General features: G+C 70.3%; 21 protein-coding genes. 11 read left to right on the top strand and 10 right to left on the bottom strand.

What is annotated here, in order from left to right:
- Window positions 1-79 precede the first annotated feature (79 nt).
- Window positions 80-1,387 (bottom strand): serine hydroxymethyltransferase, encoded by a 1,308-nt coding sequence (gene glyA / locus ACIN94_RS26090; protein ID WP_400711086.1) that lies wholly within the window; start codon window positions 1,385-1,387, stop codon window positions 80-82.
- A 105-nt stretch (window positions 1,388-1,492) separates the two neighbouring features.
- Here glyA and ACIN94_RS26085 point away from each other — a divergent pair, with 105 nt between their 5' ends.
- The 3 genes from ACIN94_RS26085 to ACIN94_RS26075 are packed head-to-tail and all read left to right on the top strand — an operon-like array spanning window position 1,493 to window position 4,168.
- Complete coding sequence (locus tag ACIN94_RS26085; RefSeq protein WP_400711083.1) at window positions 1,493-2,551, top strand: helix-turn-helix domain-containing protein; 1,059 nt, start codon at window positions 1,493-1,495, stop codon at window positions 2,549-2,551.
- A gap of 18 nt (window positions 2,552-2,569) precedes the next feature.
- Complete coding sequence (locus ACIN94_RS26080) at window positions 2,570-2,728, top strand: hypothetical protein (RefSeq protein WP_400711080.1); 159 nt, start codon at window positions 2,570-2,572, stop codon at window positions 2,726-2,728.
- A 3-nt stretch (window positions 2,729-2,731) separates the two neighbouring features.
- Window positions 2,732-4,168: a wax ester/triacylglycerol synthase family O-acyltransferase gene (locus ACIN94_RS26075; protein ID WP_400711077.1), complete on the top strand. Its 1,437-nt coding sequence runs from the start codon at window positions 2,732-2,734 to the stop codon at window positions 4,166-4,168.
- Here ACIN94_RS26075 and ACIN94_RS26070 read toward each other — a convergent pair.
- From ACIN94_RS26070 to ACIN94_RS26060, 3 genes are all read right to left on the bottom strand, one after another.
- Window positions 4,055-4,585: an ATP-binding protein gene (locus ACIN94_RS26070; RefSeq protein WP_400711074.1), complete on the bottom strand. Its 531-nt coding sequence runs from the start codon at window positions 4,583-4,585 to the stop codon at window positions 4,055-4,057. The two genes, ACIN94_RS26075 and ACIN94_RS26070, sit on opposite strands and share 114 nt — an antisense overlap.
- Before the next feature lie 86 nt (window positions 4,586-4,671).
- Window positions 4,672-5,217: a type 1 glutamine amidotransferase domain-containing protein gene (locus ACIN94_RS26065; RefSeq protein WP_400711071.1), complete on the bottom strand. Its 546-nt coding sequence runs from the start codon at window positions 5,215-5,217 to the stop codon at window positions 4,672-4,674.
- A 111-nt stretch (window positions 5,218-5,328) separates the two neighbouring features.
- Window positions 5,329-5,880 carry a TetR/AcrR family transcriptional regulator gene (locus tag ACIN94_RS26060; protein WP_400711068.1) on the bottom strand — a complete coding sequence of 184 codons (552 nt, stop codon included), beginning with the start codon at window positions 5,878-5,880 and terminating at the stop codon, window positions 5,329-5,331.
- Window positions 5,881-6,002: 122 nt separating this feature from the next.
- Here ACIN94_RS26060 and ACIN94_RS26055 point away from each other — a divergent pair, with 122 nt between their 5' ends.
- The 4 genes from ACIN94_RS26055 to ACIN94_RS26040 all read left to right on the top strand — a co-directional run bounded on the left by ACIN94_RS26055 (window position 6,003) and on the right by ACIN94_RS26040 (window position 10,895).
- Window positions 6,003-7,595 carry an MDR family MFS transporter gene (locus ACIN94_RS26055; RefSeq protein WP_400711065.1) on the top strand — a complete coding sequence of 531 codons (1,593 nt, stop codon included), beginning with the start codon at window positions 6,003-6,005 and terminating at the stop codon, window positions 7,593-7,595.
- A 51-nt stretch (window positions 7,596-7,646) separates the two neighbouring features.
- A complete protein-coding gene (locus ACIN94_RS26050; protein ID WP_400711062.1) occupies window positions 7,647-8,600 on the top strand; it encodes a GNAT family N-acetyltransferase in 954 nt (317 codons plus the stop codon).
- A gap of 217 nt (window positions 8,601-8,817) precedes the next feature.
- Window positions 8,818-10,254, top strand: a complete 1,437-nt coding sequence (locus ACIN94_RS26045; RefSeq protein ID WP_400711059.1) for an MFS transporter — start codon at window positions 8,818-8,820, stop codon at window positions 10,252-10,254.
- 20 nt (window positions 10,255-10,274) lie between these two features.
- The gene (locus tag ACIN94_RS26040) at window positions 10,275-10,895 is read left to right on the top strand and encodes a TetR/AcrR family transcriptional regulator (protein ID WP_400711056.1); all 621 of its coding nucleotides are present in this window, start codon (window positions 10,275-10,277) and stop codon (window positions 10,893-10,895) included.
- A gap of 24 nt (window positions 10,896-10,919) precedes the next feature.
- Here ACIN94_RS26040 and ACIN94_RS26035 read toward each other — a convergent pair whose 3' ends face one another.
- From ACIN94_RS26035 to ACIN94_RS26015, 5 genes are all read right to left on the bottom strand, one after another.
- On the bottom strand, window positions 10,920-12,215 hold the full coding sequence (locus tag ACIN94_RS26035; RefSeq protein WP_400711053.1) for an AAA family ATPase: 1,296 nt from the start codon (window positions 12,213-12,215) through the stop codon (window positions 10,920-10,922).
- 73 nt (window positions 12,216-12,288) lie between these two features.
- Entirely contained in the window at window positions 12,289-13,767 is a 1,479-nt protein-coding gene (locus ACIN94_RS26030) for a hypothetical protein (RefSeq protein ID WP_400711050.1), read from the bottom strand.
- Entirely contained in the window at window positions 13,755-14,855 is a 1,101-nt protein-coding gene (locus ACIN94_RS26025) for a hypothetical protein (protein ID WP_400711047.1), read from the bottom strand. The genes ACIN94_RS26030 and ACIN94_RS26025 overlap by 13 nt, the downstream gene beginning before the upstream one ends.
- 142 nt (window positions 14,856-14,997) lie before the next feature.
- On the bottom strand, window positions 14,998-15,771 hold the full coding sequence (locus ACIN94_RS26020; protein WP_400711044.1) for a hypothetical protein: 774 nt from the start codon (window positions 15,769-15,771) through the stop codon (window positions 14,998-15,000).
- A 158-nt stretch (window positions 15,772-15,929) separates the two neighbouring features.
- Window positions 15,930-18,080: a glycogen debranching N-terminal domain-containing protein gene (locus ACIN94_RS26015; protein ID WP_400711041.1), complete on the bottom strand. Its 2,151-nt coding sequence runs from the start codon at window positions 18,078-18,080 to the stop codon at window positions 15,930-15,932.
- 174 nt (window positions 18,081-18,254) lie between these two features.
- On the opposite strand from ACIN94_RS26015, the gene ACIN94_RS26010 reads away from it, so the two are divergent.
- The 4 genes from ACIN94_RS26010 to ACIN94_RS25995 all read left to right on the top strand — a co-directional run bounded on the left by ACIN94_RS26010 (window position 18,255) and on the right by ACIN94_RS25995 (window position 22,695).
- A complete protein-coding gene (locus ACIN94_RS26010) occupies window positions 18,255-19,304 on the top strand; it encodes a LacI family DNA-binding transcriptional regulator (RefSeq protein WP_400711038.1) in 1,050 nt (349 codons plus the stop codon).
- Window positions 19,305-19,381: 77 nt separating this feature from the next.
- The gene (locus ACIN94_RS26005; RefSeq protein WP_400711035.1) at window positions 19,382-20,635 is read left to right on the top strand and encodes an extracellular solute-binding protein; all 1,254 of its coding nucleotides are present in this window, start codon (window positions 19,382-19,384) and stop codon (window positions 20,633-20,635) included.
- 60 nt (window positions 20,636-20,695) lie between these two features.
- Entirely contained in the window at window positions 20,696-21,796 is a 1,101-nt protein-coding gene (locus tag ACIN94_RS26000; RefSeq protein ID WP_400711032.1) for a carbohydrate ABC transporter permease, read from the top strand.
- Window positions 21,796-22,695, top strand: coding sequence for a carbohydrate ABC transporter permease (locus tag ACIN94_RS25995; protein ID WP_400711029.1), 900 nt, complete (start codon window positions 21,796-21,798; stop codon window positions 22,693-22,695). Before ACIN94_RS26000 ends, ACIN94_RS25995 begins: the two co-directional genes overlap by 1 nt.
- A 73-nt stretch (window positions 22,696-22,768) precedes the next feature.
- Here the strand turns inward: ACIN94_RS25995 and gndA are convergent, their stop codons facing one another.
- Window positions 22,769-24,199, bottom strand: a complete 1,431-nt coding sequence (gene gndA / locus ACIN94_RS25990) for an NADP-dependent phosphogluconate dehydrogenase (protein ID WP_400711026.1) — start codon at window positions 24,197-24,199, stop codon at window positions 22,769-22,771.
- Window positions 24,200-24,693: the final 494 nt, after the last annotated feature.

Here is a 24,693-nt window from a genome sequence, read left to right as displayed (position 1 = left end):
CGTAGCCCTGCCGCCGGCACCACAGGGGGAGGACGAGGTTACGGACCGGCCCGCCAGGGGTCCGCGGGCCGGTCCGAGATCATGGGGTGGGGTGGCGCAGGGTGACCGCGTCCTGCAGGACCTTGACCGGGTCCTGGCCGTCGATCAGCAGGCGGCGCATCAGCACCGCGATCTCACCCATGGCCTCCGGGCCGAAACCGCGGCGGGTCACCTCCTGGGTGCCGATCCGCAGGCCCCGCATGGGCTCGCCCGGAGCCTGGTCGGGCAGGCCGATACCGCTGAGGTAGACGCCGCCCTCGGCCAGCAGCCGGGCCGCGTCGTCCCCGCCGCCGAACGCGGCGGCGTCCACCGCCACGTGGTGGGAGACGGTCCAGCCCAGGTGGGAGGCCGCCACGGCGAAGCCCTCGCCCTCCAGCGCCGCGGCCAGCACCTGGGCGTTGGCGATGCAACGGTCGGCGTAGGTGGGGCCGCCGGCGGCGTGCTCGGCGGCGGCGACAGCCAGCGGGGCCAGCCGGGAGGCGTCGTAGTTCGCGGTCAGACCGGGGTAGGCGGCGGTGGACACCCGGTGCGCGAGGTCCTCGTCGCGGGTCACGATGGCCGCCCCCGGCGGCCCGCCGAAGGACTTGTAGGTGGACATGGTGATCAGGTGGGCGCCCTCGTCCAGCGGTCGCTGGAACCGGCCGCCCGCGATCAGCCCGGCCATGTGCGAGGCGTCGTAGACCAGGACCGCCCCCACCTCGTCGCACGCCGCCCGGACCCGCGCGACGTCGTGCGGGAACAGCATCAGGCTCGCGCCGATCACCACCAGCGCGGGCCGGTGCTCCCGCAGGAAGGGCGGCAGCGCGTCGTAGTCGAGGTCGAACCGTCCGGCGTCGTAGGGCAGATCGACCACCCGGAGGCCCCGGACCCCGGCCGCCCCCTGGGAGTGGTGGCTGGCGTGGCCGCCGGCGGCCTCCGGCAGCACCGCGATCGTGTCGCCCGGCTGGGCGAAGGCGGTGTAGCAGGCGAGGTTGGCCAGCGTCGCGCTCTGCAGCCTGACCTCGGCGAACTCGCCGCCCATCAGTGCCGCGACCTGGAGGGGGGCCAGCACCTCCAGCACGTCCAGTTCCTCCAGGCCGGTCTGGAACTTCTCCCCCGGCCAGCCCATGGACGGCCGGCTGCCCAGGGAGATCTCGTGAGCGGCGCGGGCCCGCTCGCTCATCGTGTTGGTGCCCGCGTACAGGACGATGCCGTCCTTGTCGAGGCGGCCCCGGTGCTCGGCCAGCACCGCTTCGACCAGGCGGGTGACCTCGGTGAGGTCCAGCCCGCCCAGTTCCGACTCCAGCTCCAGCAGACGCCGCTGGGCCCGGGGCGGTGCCCAGGGGGCGATTCGGCTGCGCTCTTCCACGGCGGTTCCTTCCGGAATGGGGATTGATGTGACGGTACGGCCCGCACCGGAGGCCAGTCATCATCCCGACGGCGGAGGCCTTTTATACATCTGTAGGATTCACCGATGATCTCGCATGATGTCCAGGACCTTCTCGACTCCCTGGCCATGGCCGTCGGACGAGGGATGGCCGTGGACGACCCCGAGGGCCGCGTCGTCGCACACAGCGTCCACCACGGTGAGGTAGATCAGGTCCGGGCCCGGGCCATCCTGTCCAGATCCGTCCCCACCGAGGTCGGGGCCTGGCAGGAGGCCCACGGGGTGGCCACGACCCGCGCTCCGGTCAGGGTCCCGGACAATCCGGCGCTGGGTATGGCGGCCCGGCTCTGCGTGCCCCTGGTCCATCGGGGCAGGCGCGTCGGCTCTCTCTGGATCATCGAGGGCTCCGGCCCGTTGACCCCGCAGGAGGAGGCCAGGACCCTGCGGGACGCCGCCGCCATCGCCGCCCTGCTCGACGACGGCGAGGGCTCCCCCACCCTGCGCCGGCTGCTCGGCGGGGAGATCACCGTACGGCGGGCGGCCGGTGTGCTGGGTGAGGGACCGATGCACGTCCTGGCCGTCCGCGCCGATCAGGGAGGTCCGGGGGAGGCGGTCGGTGACGAACTCGCCCGGATGCGACGCCCTCCGGCCTTCACCGTCCTGGACCGGCATGCCGTGGTGCTGCTCAACAACGGTGAGGACGCACGGGAACTGGGGGAACTGCTGGCCGCCAGGACCCATGGCCACGCGGGGGTCAGCGCGCTCCATCCCGGACTGGAGTCGGTCCGGGAGGCGCACGGGGAGGCGGTCGCCTCGGCCCGGGCGGCCGCGGCCGAACCACGGCTCGGGCCGGTCGCCTGCTGGCCCGACCTCGGCGTCTACCGACTGCTCGCCGATCCCATGGCCAGTCCGCTCGGCGTGCTGCGCAAGCATCCGGCGCTCGTGGTCACGCTGGAGACCTACCTGGACCACGGGGGAGACGCGCAGGAGACGGCCCGGCTGCTGCATCTGCACCGCACCAGCCTCTACTACCGCCTGGCCAGGGTCGAGGAACTGACCGGGCGGAGCATGAAGGACGGCTCCCACAGGTTAGAACTCCATCTCGCGCTGAAGCTCGCCCGCTGGAATGCGATTAGAAGCGGATGATCCGGGCAAAGCTCTGCGGTGTTGCAGCTGATCAGCGAGATCGTTTCCATCGCCGTCGTTCTGGGACTCGCCGGCCTGGCGATGCTCGTCATATCCGTGGTCGTCCTCCTGGTGCTGGGCGCGTTGGCCCTGATGACACTCCGGGAGCAGGATAGGGAGAGGACTTCCAGGAGGTAGACGGTGCGACAGCTCAGCGCGGTGGACACGCAGTTCCTGAACTTCGAGACCTCGACGAACGTCGCCAACATCGGCGGACTGGCGATCCTGGCCGGCAGGCTGACCCGTGCCGACCTGCTCTCCCTCCTGGCCAGGCGGCTGCACCTGGCCCCGCCGCTCCGGCGGCGACTCGTCTCCGTGCCGCTCGGCCTGGATTATCCGTACTGGACCGAGGAGGGCAGGATCGACCTCGACTACCACGTGCGGGAGATCGCGCTGCCCGAGCCGGGAGGCGACGAGCAGCTCGGCGAGCAGGTCGCGCGGCTGCACGCCCGCCTTCTGGACCGGCACCGCCCGCTCTGGGAGATGTATCTGATCCACGGTCTGACCGGTGACCGGACGGCGCTCTACATGAAGGTCCACCATGCCGCGATCGACGGGGTCACTGGGGCCGGCGTTCTCGCGGCCCTGCTGGACGTCTCTCCCGAACCCGCCGAGACGGCCATGGCGCCCCAGGATGAGCCCGAGAAGCGGGTCGGCATGCAGGAGATGATCGTCAGAGGCGTGGCCAACGTCGTGCTCAACCCGGCGAACATGGTGCGGTTCCTGGTCAACGCGATCCCTAGCCTGGACGAGATCCCCGTGGTCTCACAACTGCCCGGGGCCGGGCTGGTCTCCCGGGCCACCCGGGATCTGGCCCATCGCCTGTCCGGCGGCGCCCCGGTGCCCGCGCTGCCCCGGATGGCCGTTCCGCGCACGCCGTTCAGCGGCCGGATCACCGGCCACCGCCGCTTCGCCTTCATCGCGTTGCCGCTGGAGGACGTCAAACAGATCAAGGACGCCTTCGGCGTCACGGTGAACGACGTGGTGATGACGGTGTGCGCGGGAGCGCTGCGGCAGTGGCTGCTCAAACATGACGCGCTGCCGGACCAGCCACTCGTCGCGGGGGTGCCGTTCTCGCTGCGCGTTCCCGGCGACGAGAGCGAGGGCAACCAGGTAACGATGATGATCGCCGCGCTGGCCACGCAGATCGCCGACCCGGTGGAGCGGCTGCTCGCCGTACGGGACGCGATGGAGATGATCAAGGACCGTTCCTCGCTCGCACCGGCGCGCTGGCTCCAGGAGGTCAGCGACATGATGCCCTCGGCGCTGGCCGGCCTGGCCGCCCGGGCGGCCTTCAACCTGTTCGCCGACACCGCGGGCCCGATCAATGTGGTGATCTCCAACATTCCCGGCCCGCAGCTTCCGCTCTACGTGAGCGGTGTCCGGCTGCTCGCCTACCACCCCGTCTCGGTGATCACCGATATCAGCGGCGGTATCAACATCACCGTCTTCTCCTACGACGGCTCACTGGACGTGGGCGTGATCGCCTGCAGGGAGATGGTTCCCGATGTATGGATCGTCACCGACCATCTCCGGGACGCCCTGTCCGAGCTCAAGCTCCTTGTTGAGCAGGAGTGACATCCCCGGGGCGTCCTCGACGAAGCGCAGCTTCTTCTCCAGGCAGATGATCGAGCCCCGCTCGGGCCGGTTGACGAAACGGATGTCATCGGCCAGAGCCTTCATGATGAGCAGGCCGCGGCCGTGCTCGGAGGTGGGGGAGGGCACCGGACGCGCCCCCGAGAAGTCGAACCCGTTGCCCGTGTCCACCACCTTGATGATGCAACGGTCGCGGTAGAGCTCGGTGCTCACCACGTAGTCGTCGCTGGGGGTGGCGTGCTGTATCACGTTGGAGCACGCCTCCGAGAGCATGAGCTGGATATCCTCGCGGATCTGTGGCTCCACACCCAGGGCGCCGAGTGACGCATCCAGGAGCTGTCTGATGACGGGAACACTCGCGGCGTCGCGCGGCAGGCGCAACGCGATCGTGGCCTCCACAGTTCCTCCTTCAACAGATGACCTCTAAAGCCCTGCCCCACCCCGGTGGTTCTAACCGGACATCTGGGTGGCGCGATCGCTTGAGGTCAGCCGGAGAACGCGTCCACGGCGGCCTGGGAGAAGGCCTTGAGATCGTCGGGCTTGCGGCTGGTGATCAGGGTGTTCGGCCCCGAGGTGCAGACCACGACCTCCCGGTCCTCCCAGCTGGCCCCGGCGTTACGCAGGTCGGTCTGGAGGCTGGGCCAGGAGGTGACCTTCCTGCCGCGCACCACGTCGGCCTCGATCAGGGTCCAGGGCGCGTGGCAGATGGCCGCGACGGGTCTGCCCGCGTCGAAGAACGCCTTCGCGAACCGGACGGCACCGGGCACGGTGCGCAGGATGTCGGGGTTGGCGACACCGCCGGGCAGCACGAGCCCGTCGAAGTCCGCCGCCGACACCTCGTCCACCGTCGCGTCCACCGGGAACCGGTCGGCCCTGTCGAGGTGGTTGAACGCCTGGACCTCACCCGCCCTGGTGGAGACGAGCTTGGGCGTGCCTCCCGCCTGCTTGACGGCCTTCCACGGTTCGGTGAGCTCGACCTGTTCGATGCCCTCCGGGGCTACGAGGAACGCGATCGTCTTATCGTTGAGCATGATCTCCCCTTTGACGTGCGGCGATGTCTTCAGGGGGCGATCATGCCCGGAGTGTCGCCAGCTATGCGGAGGGGTCCGATTCAAGGAAAGAACTTAGGCCGATGAGGACGCTCACCGCCGGACGAGATCGAGCGCGACCTCCAGGGCGGCGGCCCCGCGCTCGTCGTCGGTGATCGTGTCCTCTCTGAGGACGAACCAGGCCGCGTGCAGGGTGAACAGGGCCATCGAGTTCCTCAGCCGGACACTCGCCGGGTCGTCCGGCTCGACGAGGAAGGTGAGCAGGTCGAACATCCGGCCGCGGTTCTTCTCCATCACCGGGTGATGCTTCAAAGCGGTCTGGTTGCGTTCGAAGAACCGCATGACCTCGCGGTGCCGGCCCCGGTGCAGGTCCTCGGAGTAGCGGCGGATCAGCTCGCGGCGGGTCTCCTCGGTGCGCGGCTGGGTCTCGGCCCAGGCGATCAGCTCCTCGACCGCGCGCACCCGGTCCTCCGTCAGGCTGAGGACGATCTCGTCCTTGCTCTTGAAGTGGTAGTAGAGGGCCGCCTTGGTCACGCCGAGGGCCTCCGCTATCTGGCGGAGTGAGGTCGCCTCGTAGCCCTGTTCGACGAAGAGCTTCAGGGCGATCTCCTGGATGCGGGTCCGGGTGTCCGCGTTTTCCCTCATGGTTCCCTTTACAGAAAAATCAGCTTGACGGCCGATAAGTGAGCGGCCTACATTCCCAGCGTATCCGACACTAGCCGGTCGGCAAGTAAGTAAGATCATTTTCTTTAGGGGGAGATTACGAGGTGACAGAGAACGTAACCGCACCGGGGCGGCGGCGTGAGGTCATGGTGGTGCTGCCGGGCCTGATGCTCGCGATGGTGCTGGCCATGCTCGACAACATGATCGTCGGCACCGCGATGCCCCGCATCCTCGGCGAACTCGGCGGGCTGACCCACCTGTCCTGGGTGGTGACAGCCTACGTGCTCGGCACCACCGTCTCGACCCCGATCTGGGGCAAGATCGGCGACCTGTACGGCAGGAAGAACATCTTCCTCGCCTCCATCGTCATCTTCATGATCGGGTCCGTGCTCTGCGGCATGGCCGGGTCCGAGATGCTGGGCGGTCCCACCGACGGCATGGCCCAGCTCATCGCCTTCCGCGCCCTCCAGGGCCTCGGCGCCGGCGGCCTGATGGTCAACGCGATGGCGATCATCGGCGACCTCGTCCCGCCCCGCGAGCGCGGCCAGTACCAGGGCATCATGGCCGCCGTGATGTCGCTGGCCATGATCGCCGGTCCGCTCGTCGGCGGGTTCATCACCGACCACCTCAACTGGCGCTGGGCCTTCTACGTGAACCTGCCCGTCGGGTTCATCGCGCTGGCGTTGCTGGCGGTCAAGCTGAAGCTGCCCACGTACCGCACCGAGCACCGCATCGACTGGCTCGGCGCGGCCCTGCTCTCCATCGGCATCACCGCGCTGGTCCTCATCACCACCTGGGGCGGCAACGACTACCCGTGGGGCTCATGGCAGATCCTCGGCCTGGCCGCGCTCGCCATCGTCACGCTGGCCCTGTTCATCCCGGTGGAGCTCCGTTCCGTCGAGCCGATCATGCCGCTCAACGTGTTCCGCAACCGTAACTTCAGCCTGATCTCGGGTGTCGGCTTCCTGCTCGGCTTCGCGATGTTCGGCGCCATCAACTTCCTGCCGCTGTTCCAGCAGACCGTCCAGGGCGCCTCGGCCACCAACTCCGGCCTTCTGCTGCTCCCGATGATGGGCTCGGCCATGGTCGTCTCGCTCTTCGTCGGCCGGGCCATCACCAAGACCGGCAAGTACAAGATCTACCCGGTCCTCGGTGGAGTGATCATGGCGGTCGCCATGTGGCTGCTGTCCATGATGGACGTCAACACGCCCTCGTGGCAGACCGGCGTGTTCATCGCGGTGCTCGGTCTCGGCATGGGTTTCCTGATGCAGACCACCATGCTGATCGCGCAGAACAGCGTGGAGCAGAAGGACCTGGGTGTCGCCAGCAGCGCCTCCACCTTCTTCCGCTCCATCGGCGGCTCGTTCGGCATCTCGCTGTTCGGCGCGGTCTTCAGCCACAACCTCACCTCCAGCCTGCAGAGCAAGCTGGGAGCCGAAGGTGAGAAGCTCGCCGCGGGCGGCGGCCAGTTCAACCCGGCCGCCCTGCACGAGCTGAACCCCCAGGTGCGGGTCGGCTTCCTGGAGTCGCTGGCCTCCTCCATCTCCAGCGTGTTCTGGTGGGCGATCCTGTTCGCCGTCCTGGTGCCGCTGCTGGCCGCCTTCATCAAGGAGATCCCGCTGCGCGGCGCCCCCCAGCAGGCCGGCGAGGCCGAGAAGGCAGGCGACGCCGAGACCCCGGCCCCGGCCTTCGACTGACGACAAGTAATACGCCGGTGAGATCCAAGTCACGCTGGACAGACTGGGGCCATGGAACCAACCGCCCCCGCCGCCGGGTACGCCACCCGGCGGCCGCTGACCGACGACGCCCACGACATCCACGAGCTGATCTCCCTCTGTGACAGGAAGGTGATCGGCAAGGCGGACATGACGCTGGACGACGTCACCGACGAGTTGAACGACCCCTCCTTCGACCGGGAGACCGACGGCTGGGTCGTCCACGACGCGTCCGGACGGCTGGTCGCCTGGGCCTGGGCCTGCCGCAAGGGCGCCAGTGACAACGTGGACATCGACGTGGTCGTGCATCCCGAGGCTCCCGAGCTGACCGACCCGCTCTGGGACACCGTTACCGAGCGGGCCGGGCAACTCGCCGCCGGGCTCGGCCACGACAAGGCCGTGGTGGACATCGGCCTGTACCGGGAGGACAGCGGTAAGCGTGCCGTCGCCGCAGCCCGCGGGTTCACCGCGGCGACGAGCTTCATCCGCCTCCTCGCCGACCACGGAGCCCCGGTCCCCGAACCCGGCCTTCCGCCTGGTGTCTCGGTCCACCGGGGGCTCACCGAGGAGGTGCGCCGCCAGGGGCACGCCGTCCAGCAGGCTGGTTTCGCCGAGCATTTCGGGTTTGTCCCGAAGGGCTACGACGAGTGGTCCGCAGAGCTGGGCTCCTCTGCCAGCAGCGACTGGTCGCAGCTGACGGTCGCCCGGGTCGACGGCGAGCCGGCGGCGATGCTACTGGGCACCAACGCCTTCGCCGGGGACGAGAACTGCGGCTACGTCCGCCAGCTGGCCGTGCTGCCGGCCTTCCGGGGCCGGGGGCTGGGCCGCTCCATGCTGCGCAGGGCCTTCGCGGACGACGCCCGGCGTGGCCGGGTGGGCACCTACCTCCACGTGGACGCCAACAACAGCACGCCCGCGCTGGACCTGTACCTGTCGGTGGGCATGCGCCAGGTGCTGGCCATCGACGTCTGGCGCCGGACCGTCTGATTTTTTTTCCGGGTACGGCTCCGCGCGCCGTACCCGGTACGAAAAGTCCTTCTCCGGGCGCGCGCCGGCCTTCAAAGTACGGCGTCCGTGAAATACCCCGGTTCGGTTCCCCGGGGGCGGTCGACTCCGTCGGACAGGAGAAAATAAGTCGAACAGCACTGTTCGGATCATGCTACCTTCTAAGTCGAACAACACTGTTCAATTTAGAAGATAGGTCATGATGACCCATTCCTCCACCCACGCTGAAGCCGCGCACCACATCCCTACCGATCCTCGGCGGTGGTGGGCGCTCGTCGTCCTCTGTCTCGCCCAGTTCATGGTGATTCTCGACGTCACCGTGGTGAACATCGCGCTTCCCGCCATCGGTGCCGAACTCGGTCTCGGCCGCTCCGCCGCGACCTGGGTCGTCACCTCCTACACACTCTGCTTCGGCGGGCTGATGCTGCTCGGCGGACGGCTTTCCGACATGTACGGCCGACGCCGCACCTTCCTGACCGGGCTCGTCCTGTTCACGGCGGCCTCGCTGATGGCCGGACTCACCGACTCCGGCCCGGCGCTCATCGCCGCCCGAGCCGTACAGGGGGTGGGCGCCGCGCTGCTGTCGCCGTCCGCACTGTCGATCGTGACCACCACCTTCCACGGCCCCGAGCGACATCGGGCACTCGGGGTGTGGGCGGCCATCGGCGGAGGAGGAGCCGCCGTGGGCGTCCTGCTCGGCGGGCTGCTCACCTCGGGGCCCGGGTGGGAGTGGGTGTTCTACATCAACGTGCCGACCGGCGTCCTTGTCGCCGTGCTGCTGCCCCGGCTGGTGGCCGCAGGCGCGCCATCCGGTCGTGGCGGCGGTCTCGACCTGCCCGGTGCGCTGGCCGTCACCGCGTCGACCGCCCTGGTCATGTACGGCCTGCTCCAGGCAGGCGATCAGGGCTGGACCAGCGTCGCGGCCCTGGCGCCGCTGGCCTCGGGACTCGTCCTGGCCGGAGGCTCCGTGCTGATCGAACGGCGCGCCTCGGCACCGCTGGTCCGCCTCGAACTGCTCGCCAGACGGCCGATGATCGCCGGGAACGTCGTCATGCTCGCCGCGTCCGGACTGCTGCTGTCCGCCTTCTTCCTCACCTCGCAGTACCTCCAGCACGTCGCCGGGCTCACCGCGTTGCAGACCGGCCTGGCGTTTCTGCCGGTGGCCGTGGCCACGGTCGCCGGCGCACATCTCGGCGCGCATCTTGTCACCCGCCTCGGCGGCCGGATCGTGGCGGCCACCGCCTTCCTCCTCACTGCGGCAGGGATGGGGCTGCTCTCCCGCCTGCCGGCGGACCCAGACGTGCTGCTCGACGTCGAGCCCGGATTCGTCCTGGCCGCTCTCGGCCTGGGCGCCGCCTTCGTCACCGCGACCATCACCGCGATGGCCCACGTCTCCCATGACGAGGCGGGCCTGGCCTCAGGACTGATCAACACCGGTCACGAGCTCGGCGCCGGCCTCGGCATCGCCCTCATCTCCACCCTCGCGGCAGGCAGCATCGGTACGGCGGCGACCAGCGGGTTCACCAACGCCTACCTGGCGGCGACGGCCGGCGCCGTCACCGTCGCGGTGATCGCGGCACTGCTCCTGCCCAAGGGACGGCCTCCGGCGACGGACGGCCCGATCTTCGCGCACTGAACAGGCCGTACGCTTTCCTCATGCCCACCGACCAACACCACGCGCGGGGACGATCGTCCCAGGGCGCCCCCGCCCAGGGCAGGCGCAGAGCCGACGCCGAGCGGAACATCGAGGTCATCGTCGACGCCGCGCTCATCGCGTTCTGCCGGAATCCGGACGTCAGCATGACCGACCTCGCTCGCGCGGCCGGAGTCGGCCGGGTCACCCTCTACGGGCACTTCCCCTCACGGGAAGAACTCCTCGACGCGGTCATGGCTCGCGCCATCGAAGACGCCCAGGTCGCGCTGGACGGCGTCGCCACCGCCGGGCTGCCCGCACGTGAGGCACTCGCCGCGCTGATCCGGCAGGCGTGGCAGGTCCTCGACCGCTACCGTCGCCTGCACACGACAGCACTCCGGATCCTCGGCCCCGATCGCATGCGCGAGCATCACGAGATCCCTCTCCTCGAAGTCCGGGCCGTGATCGAACGCGGGCGGCGTGACGGCACCATCCGTACCGACCTCCCGGCCGACTGGCTGGTCACCACGGTTTACAGCCTCCTGCATGCCGCCGCCGTCGAGGTCGACGCCGGCCGTCTCACCTCGCAGAGCGCGCCGGACGCTCTCGAAGCGACCCTGCGATCCGCACTGTCTCCTCCATAGACTCAGCGTTCAAGGTGGGCCTCCTCATCCGGCTGGGGTCACCCGGTGCTTGGCGAGGTGGGAGAGCACGGCCTGGTTGGCCTCCCAGCCGTCGGGGAACCTCACCGGCACGCCGAGCTGGACCGGCTCGGCCGACGGGTGGGCGTCCAGCAGCTCGGGGATGCCCGCCCTGGCCACCACGACGCAGGCGTGCCGGTGCCGCGAGGTGAGCACGCACAGCCGGCCCGACTCCAGATGGAACGCCGTGGCGTCGCGGCGGCCGGACAGGGGGTGAAGCACGATCGTCACGTCGTACTCCCGGCCCTGGAGGCGGTTGGCGGTGTCCACCGTGATCTCCTCCGGCACCCCGGCGGCACGGATCGCGGCGACCTGGTCGCGGTGCGCGGCGCCGATGGCGATCCGGTCGGCGGTGACGCGGTGGCTGCCGCGTTCGGAGTGCGCGACCGGCGCCCGCTGCAGCAGCCGTACGGCCAGCACCGCCACCGCCTGCACGGCTTCGGCGTCGGTACGCACGGTGTGACGGCTCGGCAGTTCGTACAGCGCCCAGCCCGACGTGGCCGCCTCCTCCAGCGCGCGGTCGTAGGAGGTGCGCATGCCGTTCACGGTCAGCTCCAGCGACCGGTCCGCGTGGCCCGTCCCCGCCCGGAAACCCGTGAACGGGTAGAACGCCTCGGAGACCACCGGGGCCGCCGAGGCGGGCAGCCGCCAGGAGACGGGCAGCCGGTGCACCGGCAGATCGGGGTTGTGCCGGAGCAGCACCGAGACCGCGCTCTGCACCGGGTCCCACGACAGCCCCGCCCAGCGGTCGCCGTCCACGATCGAGAACGGGTCGAGCTGGCCCGGGTCGCCCACGAACAGCGACCTCTCGAACAGTGAGGCGATGCGCAGCAGCTTGTCCGAGCGCATCTGGTAGGCCTCGTCCACGATCGCCCAGGGCCAGGTCCGGTCACCGACCCAGGCCCACTTGTCCGCGGTGGCGATCACCACGTCGGGGTCGCCCAGGTCGGGCAGCTTGCCGGCGACCGAGACGTTGGGATGGGCGAGGACGCGGCCGGGCGTGACGTAGCCGCCCGCCGACAGCCGGCCGATCGTGAGGTCCGGATGCTCGGTCGCGAGCCGCTCCACCAGGTCGTCGACCTGTTCGTTGGTCTGCGCGACGATCATCAGCGGCTCGCCGGTCCCGGCGATGTGCCCGGCGGCCTTCACCACCAGGGTGGACTTGCCGGCCCCGGGAGGGGAGTCCACCACCACGCCCCGGTGGCGGGGCAGGTCCGTCAGGACCGCGTCGACGACGGCCCCTGCCTCCTCCTGAGGCGTCATGCCCGCACCCCTGTCACCGCCGGGCCTCTCCACGGGGCGGGCGGCGCCGTACGGCGCGCTCCTCGGTGAACGTTCACGACCACTCCTCCTGCGCGTCGTCGTCGCCGGGCACGTACTCCTCGGGCGGGCCGCCGTGGGTCCACGGCGTCCGCTCGGGGTCGGGGAGCGTCGCCGAGGTCTGGAAGTCGTCGGTCAGGGAGGTGTAGGAGACCCGCTCGCCCGGTTCGGGGACCGCGCCCGGGGCGGGCACCTTGCCCCGGCCCATCCCCTTGGTGATCTTCAGGGTGATCTCGCCGTCCGCGACCTCGACGATCTCGGCGGCGTGGCCCCGCCGGTCGGGGCTGCCGACCACGGTGCCGGGCGCCAGCCGTACCGGATCGCCGGTCCGGACCGTGATCAGCGGCCGCAGCTTGCGTGAGCGGCCCTCGCCCTCGGTGTGCTCCGGATCCGCGCCCGTCACCGTCCCGGAGAACGCCTCACCGGTCAGCCGGTACTCGGCCATGACCAGCGGGTCGTCGTAGGCCCGCTGTACGTCGTAGCCCGCCCGGGCCCGCTCCAGCGCCGCCAGCCGCGCGGCGGCGGCGACCGCCCCGTCCCTGCGTGCCTGCGGCGGCCCGCCCTCGGCGAGCCGCTCGACGAACCTGGTGAACGACCCGCGGTCGGCGTCCCAGCGGTCCTTCACCCGTCCGCCCTCGGGCAGCGCGCGCAGCAGGTCGGCCGCCCGCCACATCAGCCGCCAGGTCGGTTCGAGCTGGGGCCGCAGCGCCTGGGTGACGCGTTCCACCGCCCGGTCGGTCGGCGCCTCCTCGTGGGCCCGTACGGCGGGGCCGAGCACCTCGTTGTCGAAGCCCGGGTCGGTGGCGGGACCGGCGGGCGGCCAGAGCAGCGGGTCCTCGGCCTCCTCCGCGGCCCGCCGGCCGGTCATCCCCTCGGGCGGGTCGATCCAGCCGAGCAGCGCCGCCAGGTTGGCGTCCTCCAGGTTGCTCTGCCCGGTGGCCCAGTGGGTGCTCAGCGCCTCGGTCGCCGCGAGCAGCAGGCAGGAACCCGGCTGCCGCGACCGGTCGGCGAGGTAGGTCAGCCACCGGCCGAGCAGCGGTACCGACGGATGCACCGGATAGGGCCCGTCGGCCCGACGGAACCGGGTGGACCGGCCCAGCAGTCCGACGAACGCGGCCGCCGACCGGTTCGGCACGAGGATCTGCGGCGCGTCCAGGCACCGCTCGTACGGCTCGCCGCCCTTCTTTTCGACCGTCTCGGTGGTCTTGCCGAACCCCTCGATGTACGGCAGGAGCACCTCGGCCAGCTCGGCGGTGAAGGAGAACCGCAGGTCCCGGTTGCGCGGCTGGGGGACGACCAGCAGCCGGGGATGGCCCGGATCGGTGCCCACCATGGCGGCCAGGGGCGCGGCGGCCTCACCGGCGAGCCTGAGCGGGATGAACACCATCGGGCGCGGGGCGAGATGGCAGTGCCGGACCGTGGTGATCCGTTGCGCGACGCCGTCCCGGACGGCGCGCAGCTGTGCCAGGGCGGTGAGGGCGCTCAACGCAGGCACTCCTGGCGCAGGCGTTCCGCCAGGCGGAGCAGGCCGGCGATCTCCTCCTGCCCCTCGGCGGGGTCGACGGTGCCCTCGGCCAGGCCGAGCGCCTCGGACATACGGGAGACGCCACCGAGCTGGTCACGGACCTGACGGCCGAGCAGGTCGGTGGAGCCGCAGCCGCGGGCCTCGTCGCGGCAGAACATGCACATGTCGCAGGTGGACAGGCAGTCGGGCGCGTAGCGGGCGGGCACCCGGCACAGCGACTCGGCCAGCTCCTCCGCCGGCCGGGTGGGCACGCCGCCGGCATCGAGGGCCAGGTCGAAGGTCAGCCCCCGCGGGAGCCCTTCGAGCAGGCGGTCCACCGCGGTCATCCGGGCGAGCTGCCGCCTGAGCACCGCGAGCTGCTTGCGCACGTCCACCAGCGTCGCGGTCGGCCGGTTGGCGAAGTTCTCCGGGCAGACGAGCACCACGTCGTGGGAGACGCGCTCGGGGTCGTGCCCGAGGTCGGCCAGGAGCGTACGCAGGGCCAGCACGTAGACGGCGGCCTGCCTGGCCGCCGCCGCGACCTTCTCGGGCTCGGCCTGGCCGTCGATCACGCCGAAGGACTTGATCTCCACGATGTGGAAGCGCCCCCCGAGCTGGAAGGCCACCACGTCGGGCTCCAGATAGGAGGTGTGCCCGGCGATCTGGAGGCTGAGCAGGGGATGGTCGTAGAAGACCGCCGTGTCGTCGTTCTCACGCGCCGCGCGGTCGATCAGCGTGCGGGTGTGGGAGTGGCGCAGGTGGGAGCCGACGTTCTGCACGTCCTGGTAGCCCACCTGGGTGACGGGCAGGCCGAGCAGCTCGCGCAGGAGCCGTAGCAGTTCGGCGCAGCCGTTCTCCTTCACCAGCGCCTCGAACACGTTCCCGCGGGTGATCGCGAACTGCGACTGGCCGAAGGGGGCCGGGAAACCGAGGTGCCGGGCGGTGCGGTCCTTGTCCACCCCGGCGGCGTCCATCAGCGCCCGGCGGGCGCAGCCGGGGTTGGCGGCCAACGCCGCGATGGCCCGGGCGTCGTGGGCATGGGAGGGCACCGGCCCGCGCAGCTCGTCCAGGCGGTTCACCGGCCACCCCCGAGGACGCCGTGTCGCGGCGTGTTCCGCCTGTTCACCGGCCACCTCCGCGGCCGTCGTACCGCCTGGTGCTCCGCGCGTTGACCGGTTGTCTCCGGAGGGCCGCACGTCCACGTCATGTCCCGCCCGTCCATCAACAGGCCCCCCTCAAGGTGCTCATCGCGGCGGCGCCGAACAGGCGCTCCACGTCCGGTAGTTGCCTGCTCGCCCGTGCCGCCACCTCGGCCCGCTGCGCGGCGTCGGCGGCCCGGTGCACCTCCAGTTCGGCCCGGGCCGCGCGGAGCGCGGTCGCCGGATCGGCCGGGGCGAGGCCCTCGACGGCGCCGGGGATGTTCTGCGCCATCCGTGACAGCAGCCGCAGCGCGCCGGGTGGCGGCTCGGCCAGCCGGGCGAGGTGCTCGGCGATGCGCATGGTCGAGGTGAGGAAGTCGACGCGGGGGCTCAGCGGACCCAGCACCCGCAGCTCGGGCGCCCAGGTGCTGTCGGCGAGCAGCCCACGGGCGGGGGAGAGGCGGTCGGTCAGCGCGGCGCACAGGTAGTACGGCCGGGCGTAGGGATCGCTGCGGAAGGAGCGTTCCTCGTCCCTGCGCAGGCTGCTGAGCTGGGAGCCGCGCAGCGCGCCGGAGAAGAACGCGTCGTTCACCGCCACGATCAGCCTGGCCGAGGTGGGCACGCCGAGCAGGGCCAGAGCCTGGTGCACCTGCTCCCTGATCGGCAGCAGCGAGGTCTCGGGCTCGCGGGGCGTCGGCTCCTCGGCGGTGATCGCCGCGTCCCACGCCTGTTCGGCCCGGCGGAGCTCTCCGCGCAGCGACCGGGCCAGTGAGTTCTCCCTCGCCTTCACGGCCCGCCGCACCTCGGCGCGGAGCTCGGCTATCCGCCGCTCCAGCGCGTCCAGTGATTCGCTCACGGCCCGGAGCGTAACAGGAGTCCCACCAGCCTCCCGGGAATTCCAGCGAATTCCAGCGTCAAGTGTCGCGGTCGAGCGCCCCGGGCGTGTGGGCCCGGGGCGCTTTGATCACGACCCGCTCTCGGCGTGTCCGGTGATCATCCCGGCGGACGCGCCGGTCACGCTGTCAGGGCCGCGCTCTCGGCGTGCTCGACGAGCATCCCGGCCGGCAGGCCGGTCACACCGGCCCTGCCGTCCAGGTCCACCGCCGCGCTCACCTCGGCACCGGCGACCCGGAACCCGCGTGCGGAGACCGCGCCCAGCGGGGCACCCGCGAGCGGACGGAGCAGCACCCGGCCGGCGGGCACGTCGGGATAGAGGCCCAGCGCCGCGTGCGTGATCGTCACCGCGGCCGCGGCCGACCACGCCTGCGGGCGGCAGGCCGCGGGGTAGGGCAGCGGACGCCCGAACGCCTCCCGGTCGTCGCCGCCGAACAGTTCGGGCAGCCGGTAGTCGAAGGTCTCACCGGCGGTGAGCAGCCCCTCGGCGAGTTCCGCCGCCTGCGTGCCGAACCCGGCCCGGGCCAGACCGGCGATCACGATCGCCGTGTCGTGCGTCCAGATCGACCCGCAGTGGTAGGACAGCGGGCTGAACCCGCCCTCCTCCGCCGACATCGTCCGCAGCCCGAAGCCGCCGGCCATCGCCGGTGAGGTCAGCAGGGCGGCGACCTCGGCCTCCTCGGCGCCGGTGAGCAGGCCGGTGCCCAGCAGGTGCCCGATGTTGCTGGTCAGCGAGTCCACCGGCCGCTTGTCGCGGTCCAGGGCCAGCGCGGGGAACCTTCCCTGGGGACCGTCCACCCAGAAGCGGGCGCGGAACCGTTCCGCCAGCGTTCCGCAGTGGTCACGCCAGCGCTCCGCGCCGGGGCGGCCGAACGCCTCCAGCAGGTCCGCGGCCTGCCGGGCCGCCTGGTGGGCGTAGCCCTGCACCTCGGCCAGGGCGATCGGCGGCTCGGCCTGGCGGCCGTCACGGAAGCGCACCGCGTCGCCGGAGTCCTTCCAGCCTTGGTTGGCCAGCCCCCGGCCACTGGTGTCGACGTATTCGATGAAACCGTCGCCGTCGGGGTCGGCGTGCTCGCCGAGCCAGCCGAGGGCGGCCTCCAGATGAGGCAGGAGCGCGGCCAGCTCCGCCTCGGGGGCGCCCCAGCGCCAGGCGTCGTGCAGCAGACTGATCCAGAGTGGGGTGGCGTCGATCGTGCCGTAGTAGGCGGCCGGCAGGTGCAGGTTGTTGCCCTTGACGGCGAACTCGTGCCGCCGTAGCTCGTGCATGATCTTCCCCGGTGCCTCACCGGAGCCGGAGTCGAGCCGGGTGCCCTGCCGCCTGGCCAGCACCCGGAGGGTGCCCATGGCCAGTTCGGTGCCGAGCGGCAGCAGCATCCGGGCGCCCCAGATGCTGTCGCGCCCGAAGAGCGTGAGGAACCAGGGCACACCGGCGGCGAGGAAGGCGTCGCCGGGGGCACCCGTCTCGGCCAGCCGCAGTGATCGCAGGTCGTCCATGGACTGTTCGAAGAGCCGGGTCAGCCGGCGGTCGGTGGCGGTGACCTGGGGTTCGCCCCGCTCGGTCACCCATTCGGCCGGCTGGGCGGGGGCGATCACCACCGCTTCCGGGTCGTGCACCGCGACGTCCCAGCGGAGCGTGACCCGGCCCCTGGGCTCCAGGGCGACAGGCCAGTGCAGCCGTGCCGTGCGTTCTGATCCCGCTGTCTCCGCCCGCGCGTCCGTACCGGTCACCGTGACCCGGATGCCGCCCGAACTCCATGACAGCTCACCGGGCGCGCCGCCCGCGGCGACGGCCGGTGTGGTGTCACCCCCCGACTTCACCACCTCGATCGGGGCGAAGTCGCAGCTCAGGTCTATGGTGACGGTGGCGGTGACCGGCCTTGAGGAGGTGGAGACGATCTCGATGTGCTCGTTCATGCCGCCGGGCACGACCTGCCGGATGCGATGGATCCGTACGGTGGGGTCGGGGGAGGGGTCCCCTAGCCAGCGTGCCAGGGCGGCGAACCGGGCGCCGCCCGCTCCCTGCGGCGCGTAGCCGACGGCCTCGGGCTCCCGGCCATCGATCTCCAGCCGGGCCTGGGACAGCGCGCGGGAGTCGGCATGGAACAGGCCCTGGACACCGGCCGGTCGGATCTGTCCGTCGTCGCTGCTCAGCGCGGTCGTCGGTGCCATGACGGCGCTGACGAGATCGTGCAGCAGCGGCTGGAGGCGGTAGGCGGTGGGGGGTTCGGTCACCGTGGCGGCCGGGGACGGGGGGATTGCTCCGTCGAGCACGAATGGCTCCCTGAATCATGTCGAGCCGGTCAAGTCTTGACAGACCGTGTCCGGCAGGTGCAGATTGCGACACACTATTTTTACTTGAACGATCCAATGATTACACTCAGCTTACTTGAACGATCCAATCGTGCTGTACGGGATCTTGAATGCTAAAGCGGTAGAAGGGCACAAATGGCAGAGAAGGCGACAATCACTGACGTCGCGCGGTACGCCAACGTGTCCCGCCAGACAGTGTCGAACGTGCTGAACAGTCCCGGACTGGTCCGCGAGGAGACCCGCAACCGGGTCCACGAAGCCGTCAAGGCGCTCGGATACCGCGTCAACCAGGCCGCGCGGCAGATGCGCACCGGCCGGTCCCGGATCATCGCCACGCGTATCGAGCCGGACCGGGACGGCATCAACGGCTCGGTCTTCGACCGCTTCCTGCACAGCCTCACCGCGTCGGCCGCCCAGGCCGGATACCGGATCCTGCTCTACACGGCCGACGACGAGCGCTCGGAGTTCGCCACCTTCGACGACCTCATCGGCGCCTACGAGCCGGACGCCTTCGTGCTCACCAACACCTTCCACAGAGACGGCCGTCCCTCCTGGCTGGGGGAGCGCGGCGTCCCCTTCGTCACCTTCGGCCGGCCGTGGGACGGCACCGGAGGCGTGCACGGAGCCGCTCACTCCTGGGTCGACGTCGACGGCGCGGCCGGCACCGCCGAGGCCACCCGCCACCTGCTCGACACCGGCCACCGGCGGATCGGGTTCCTCGGCTGGCCGGCCGGATCCGGCGTCGGAGACGACCGCAGATCCGGCTGGTCCCGGACCCTTGCCGCCGCCGGAGTGGATCCGACCGGCCTCGACCGCGCCACCGCCGACGGCGTGGCCGACGGCGAGGCGGCGGCCCGCGACCTGCTGGACGCCGGACACCCGGTGACCGCGCTGGTCTGCGCAAGTGATTCGCTCGCCCTCGGGGCGCTGAACGCCGTCCGCCTCATGAAGACCGGGGAACGGCCGGACGCCCCGCCGCCCGTCGTGATCGGCTTCGACGACACGCCGGTGGCCAAGGCGGTGGGGCTCAGCAGCGTCAGCCAGCCGCTGGCCGAGGCCGCGGCCGGCTGCGTCAGCCTGCTCACCCGCCTGTTCGACTCAGCTCCGTCCCGCCCGCCGGAGCCGGCCGCCCCTCCCGCGCACCTTCTACTCCAGCCCTCCCTGGTCGTACGGGGATCGGCGTGATCGCCAGAGGCGTGGGACAACCGGCCTGACCATCAGCACTCCTCCTTCCCTACTCCCATAGAGATCAGGAAAACACGATGAAACACCCCAACCTCCGGACCGCCGCATTTGCTGTGATCGCCTCCGGGACCCTGCTGACCTCGGCGGCCTGCGGCAGCGGCTTCGACGACTCCGCCGACAAGAGCAGCACCCCGCAGAGCAGCGGACCGGTGTCCCTGCAGGTCCTCTTCGGCTCCTCCGGCGACGCCGAGACCGCCGCCGTGCGCTCGGCGGCCGACGCGTGGGCCAAGGCGTCGGGCAACACCGCGACGGTCACCCCCGCCCAGGACCTCACCCAGCAGCTCGGCCAGGCCTTCGCCGGGAGCAACCCCCCCGACGTGTTCTACGTGGACGCCTCGCGCTTCGCCGACTACGCGAGCGTCGGGGCGCTGGAACCGTACGGTGACAAGATCTCCGAGCCCGACGACTTCTACCCGAGCCTGCGCGCCACCTTCACCTACGACGGCACGTTCTACTGCGCGCCGAAGGACTTCTCCACCCTGGCGCTGATCATCAACGACGGCCTGTGGAAGAAGGCCGGGCTGACCGACGCGGACGTGCCCACCACCTGGGACGAGCTCACGGCGGTGGCGAAGAAGCTCAAGGCCACGGGGGTCACCCCGCTGGTCGTCGGCGACACCCGTGACCGGATCGGCGCCTTCATGGTGCAGTCCGGCGGCTGGATCATCAGCGACGACGGCAAGCAGGCCACCGCTGACAGCGCCGAGAACACCACCGCCCTGCAGTACGTGCAGGGACTGCTCAAGGACAAGCTCGCCCAGTTCCCCAAGAACCTCGACGCCGGCTGGGGCGGCGAGGCCTTCGGCAAGGGCAAGGCCGTGATGGCCATCGAGGGCAACTGGATCAAGGGCGCGATGAAGGCCGACTTCCCCGATGTCGCCTACACCGCCCACGAACTGCCGGCCGGCCCGAAGGGCAAGGGCACGCTGTCCTTCACCACCTGCTGGGGCATCGCCGCCAAGAGCAAGCACAAGGAGGAGGCGATCAGCTTCGTCGAGGCGATGACAAAGGCCGACCAGCAGCTGACGTTCGCCAAGGCGTTCGGTGTGATGCCCTCACGCCAGTCCGCCAAGGACTCCTTCACCCAGGAGTTCCCGAACGACGCGCCGTTCGTCAACGGCGCCGAGTACGCGCACGGCCCGGTGAACGCCCCGAAGATGGACAGCGTGCTGGCTGACTTCGACGCCAGCCTCCTGCAGCTCGCCTCCACCGACCCGAAGACGCTCCTGGGCCGCCTGCAGAAGAACACCCAGGCCGCGCTCGGCAACTAGCGGCATGGTGTGCGGCCCCGGCTCCGAGCCGGGGCCGCACACCGGCGAAAGGAGGCCGATGTGGCCGAGACAGCGACCAAGCCAGACCGGAGCGTGCGCCACCGTACCGGGGAGAGCAGGGACAACGTCGCGGGCTGGCTCTTCGTGACACCGGTGGTGGTGATCCTCACCCTGTTCATGCTGCTGCCCATCCTGATGGCGCTCTGGGTGAGCCTGACGGACTGGAACGGGCAGGGCAGCCCGTTCCGGGCCGGAGTGCCGTTCGTCGGGGTGGACAACTACACCGGGCTGTTCACCAAGGACGACCTGGCCCGCCAGAACTTCATGACCAGTATCCGCAACAACATCTACTACGTGGTGCTCGTCGTACCCGCGCAGACGGTGCTGGCGCTCGGTCTGGCACTGATCGTGAACCGCCGGATGCTCAAGGGCAAGACGTTCTTCCGCACCGCGTTCTACTTCCCGTCGGTGACCAGCTCGGTGGCCGTCAGCGTGCTGTTCCTGTTCATCTTCAGCAACTCCGGCGCGGTCACCAAACTGCTCGCGTTCTTCGGTATCCAGGGGCCGCAGTGGTTCTCCGACTCCCGCGGCGTGCTGCACCTGCTCCTGAGCGGCCTCGGCCTGGTCGACTCGGCCGCACCGCCGGCGGCGCTGACCGGCGGCGGCCCCTTCGGGCTGTCGTGGTGGGAGTGGCTGTCGGGCCCCAGCGTGGCCATGTGCACGATCATCATGCTGGTCGTCTGGACCACATCCGGCACGTTCATGCTGATGTTCCTCGCCGCCCTGCAGGACATTCCGGTGACGCTGGAGGAGTCGAGCATGCTGGACGGCGCCGGCCGCTGGCAGCGCCTGCGGTACGTGACGCTGCCGCTGCTCAAGCCGACGCTGTTCCTTGTGCTCACCCTCGGCCTGATCGCGACCTGGCAGGTCTTCGACCAGGTCTATGTGATGAGCCAGGGCAACCCGGCGAAGACCACGCTGACCCCGGCCTACCTGTCCTACCGGACCGCGTTCCGTGACTTCGACTACGGTTCCGGCGCGGCAATCTCTTTTGTCCTGTTTTTGGTCATCGTGGTGCTGGCGGCGTTCCAGCGGTGGGTGATGCGCGACCGTGACGTGGCCGGCGACCGCCGCCGTCCGATCCGCCAGAGGAGGTCATAATGTCCGCGACCGGAGACCGGAACGTCACCTCCCGTACGGCGACGCACCCCCGGAGGCCCATGACGGAGGCCCGCTCGCTGGCCTCCACCTTCACCGGATACGCCATCCTGATCTTCTTCGCGCTGGTCTTCCTCTATCCGTTCGTCATCCAGGTCGCCAACGCCTTCAAGACCGATCCGGACGCCGCGGCCAGCCCGCTCTCCCCGATACCGGACCCGTTGTCGATGGGCGGCTTCGAGCGGGTGTTCCTCGGCACCGACCTGCCGCTCTGGCTGGGGAACTCGCTGCTGGTCACCCTCGTCATCACCGTCGGCCGGGTCTTCCTGGACTCCCTGGCCGGCTACGCGCTCGCCCGGCTGCGCTTCCGCGGACGGCGGACGCTCTTCTCGGCGGTCGTCGCGGTGATGGCGGTCCCGGGCGTGGTGCTCTTCATCCCGAAGTTCCTCGTCCTCAACCAGCTCGGCATCTACAACAGCTACACGGCACTGATCGTGCCGGTGATCGCTGACGCGGCCGGGGTCTTCATCATGAAGCAGTTCTTCGAGTCGATCCCGGTCAGCGTGGAGGAGGCCGCCCGGATCGACGGGGCCGGGGTGTTTCGCACCTTCTGGTCGGTGGTGCTGCCGATGGCGCGACCGGCCCTGATCACACTGACGATCATCTCCTTCCAGGGAAGCTGGAACGAGTTCCCGCACACCCTGGTGGCGGTGCAGGACCCCAGCCTGTTCACCCTCCCGCGCGGGCTGGCCGACCTGGTCAGCGGCTCCCTCGGAGCGGGCACCCAGTATCCGCTCAAGCTCGGCGCGGCAGTGCTCGCCACCATCCCGGTGGCGATCATCTTCGTGGTCTTCCAGCGCTACTTCATCCGTGGCGCCAACGAGGGTGCGGAGAAGGGGTGACGGCGCCGCCCAGGTGATCAGGCCCGTATCCGTGGGCTGAGATGTCCGAGGCCGGTCGGCGACCTGACCGGCCTCAGGCCTCGATCTCCGTACGGTCACCGGACCACAGGGTGTGGAAGGAACCCTCCCGGTCCACCCGCCGGTAGGTGTGCGCACCGAAGAAGTCCCGCTGGCCCTGGATCAGAGCCGCCGGCAGGCGCTGGGCCCGCAGCGAGTCGTAGTAGGCCAGCGCGGTCGAGAAACCGGGCGTCGGGACACCCAGCTCGGCCGCCTTCGCCACCACCCGCCGCCACGACCCCTGCGCCAGGCCCAGGGCCTCGGCGAAGAGCGGGGCGGTCAGCAGGGTCACGGGCGGGGTCTCCTCCTGGTAGGCCTCGCGGATCCGGTTCAGGAAGACGGCCCTGATGATGCAGCCGCCGCGCCAGATCGTGGCCAGCGTGCCCGGATCGATGTCCCAGCCGTACTCGGCGCTCCCGGCCCTGATCTGGTCGAACCCCTGCGCGTAGGCGATGATCTTCGACGCGTACAGCGCCCGCCGTACGTCCTCCGCGAAGCCCTCACCGACAGATCCGGCCGGCACCTCCGCAGGGCCGGGCAGGCCGCGGGTCGCCTCCCGCAGATCCACGTGACCGGAGACCGAGCGGGCGAACACCGCCTCGGCGATGCCGCTCACCGGGACACCCAGGTCCAGCGCGATCTGCACCGTCCACCGGCCGGTGCCCTTCTGCTCGGCCCGGTCGGCGATGACATCCACGAGCGGCTTGCCGGTGGCGGCGTCGGCCTGCCGGAGCACCTCGGCGGTGATCTCGATGAGGTAGGAGGACAGCTCGCCCTCGTTCCACTCCTCGAAGACGTCCGCGAGCTCCGCCGGAGTCCGGCCGAGGCCCTGCCTGAGCAGGTCGTAGGCCTCGGCGATGAGCTGCATGTCGGCGTACTCGATGCCGTTGTGCACCATCTTGACGAAATGCCCGGCGCCGTCGGGGCCGATGTGCGCACAGCAGGGCACGCCGTCCACCTTCGCGGCGATGTCCTCCAGCAACGGACCCAGCGCCTCGTAGGACTCGCGCGAACCGCCCGGCATGATGCTCGGTCCGAGCAGCGCGCCCTCCTCACCGCCGGACACCCCGGCACCGACGAAGTGAATGCCCTGCTCGCGCAGGGCCGCCTCCCGCCGGCGGGTGTCGAGGAAGTGCGCGTTACCGCCGTCCACGAGCATGTCGCCCGGCTCCAGCAGGGGAGCGAACTCCCCGATCACGGCGTCGGTCGGTGCGCCGGCCTGGACCATGATGAGGACGCGCCGGGGACGTTCCAGCGCGGCGACGAGCTCCTCCGGGGTGTCGCAGGCGATGAAGGCACCCTCGTTCCCGTGCTCTTCCATCAGCGTCCTGGTCCGATAACGGGACCTGTTGTGTACGGCCACCGTGTGCCCGTGCCGCGCCAGGTTGCGGGCGAGGTTCGCTCCCATGACCGCCAGTCCGGTCACACCGATCTGTGCCTGAGTCATCCGCTGACACCCCCTGCGTTCAAGGATGTCAGCCCCCCGTCGGACGGGCGGAGGTGGCCTCGGCTCGCCGGCGGCCGGGGCCGCTCCGGCGCGTGGGTCCGGCTGATTTGACGAGGTGGGCCGGGATCCATAAAGTTCACCAGGCCTGAGGGAGTCGGCGGCAGCGCCGAGGTCTCGGGAACCCCTCTCTGATTAAATCCACTCATTGGGATATTTATGTCTCGATGAGGTCCAATTCGACACGAAGCGGATAACAGACTAAGTTGGAGGGGTTGCCCCGGAAACGGGGCGGCCGGAATTCCGGTAGGGAAAGCTTGATCGAGTCAAGTAGTTCGAAACGGACTGGTTTGACACGGAAAAGCGGGCCTGAAAGAATAAAGGCACAACGGAACGAACGAAACGCCCCAGAGCCGGGACCACAGGGTCACGGGGATGGAGAACGCGTCCGTTTCTTGAGAACTCAACAGTGTGTTAAAAGCCAGTGCATGAAGCAC

The organism is Streptosporangium sp. NPDC087985, assembly GCF_044741965.1.
GTDB lineage: Bacteria > Actinomycetota > Actinomycetes > Streptosporangiales > Streptosporangiaceae > Streptosporangium.
Note: the sequence above shows the minus strand (reverse complement) of the source record. Positions and strands in the feature narration are given on the sequence as shown.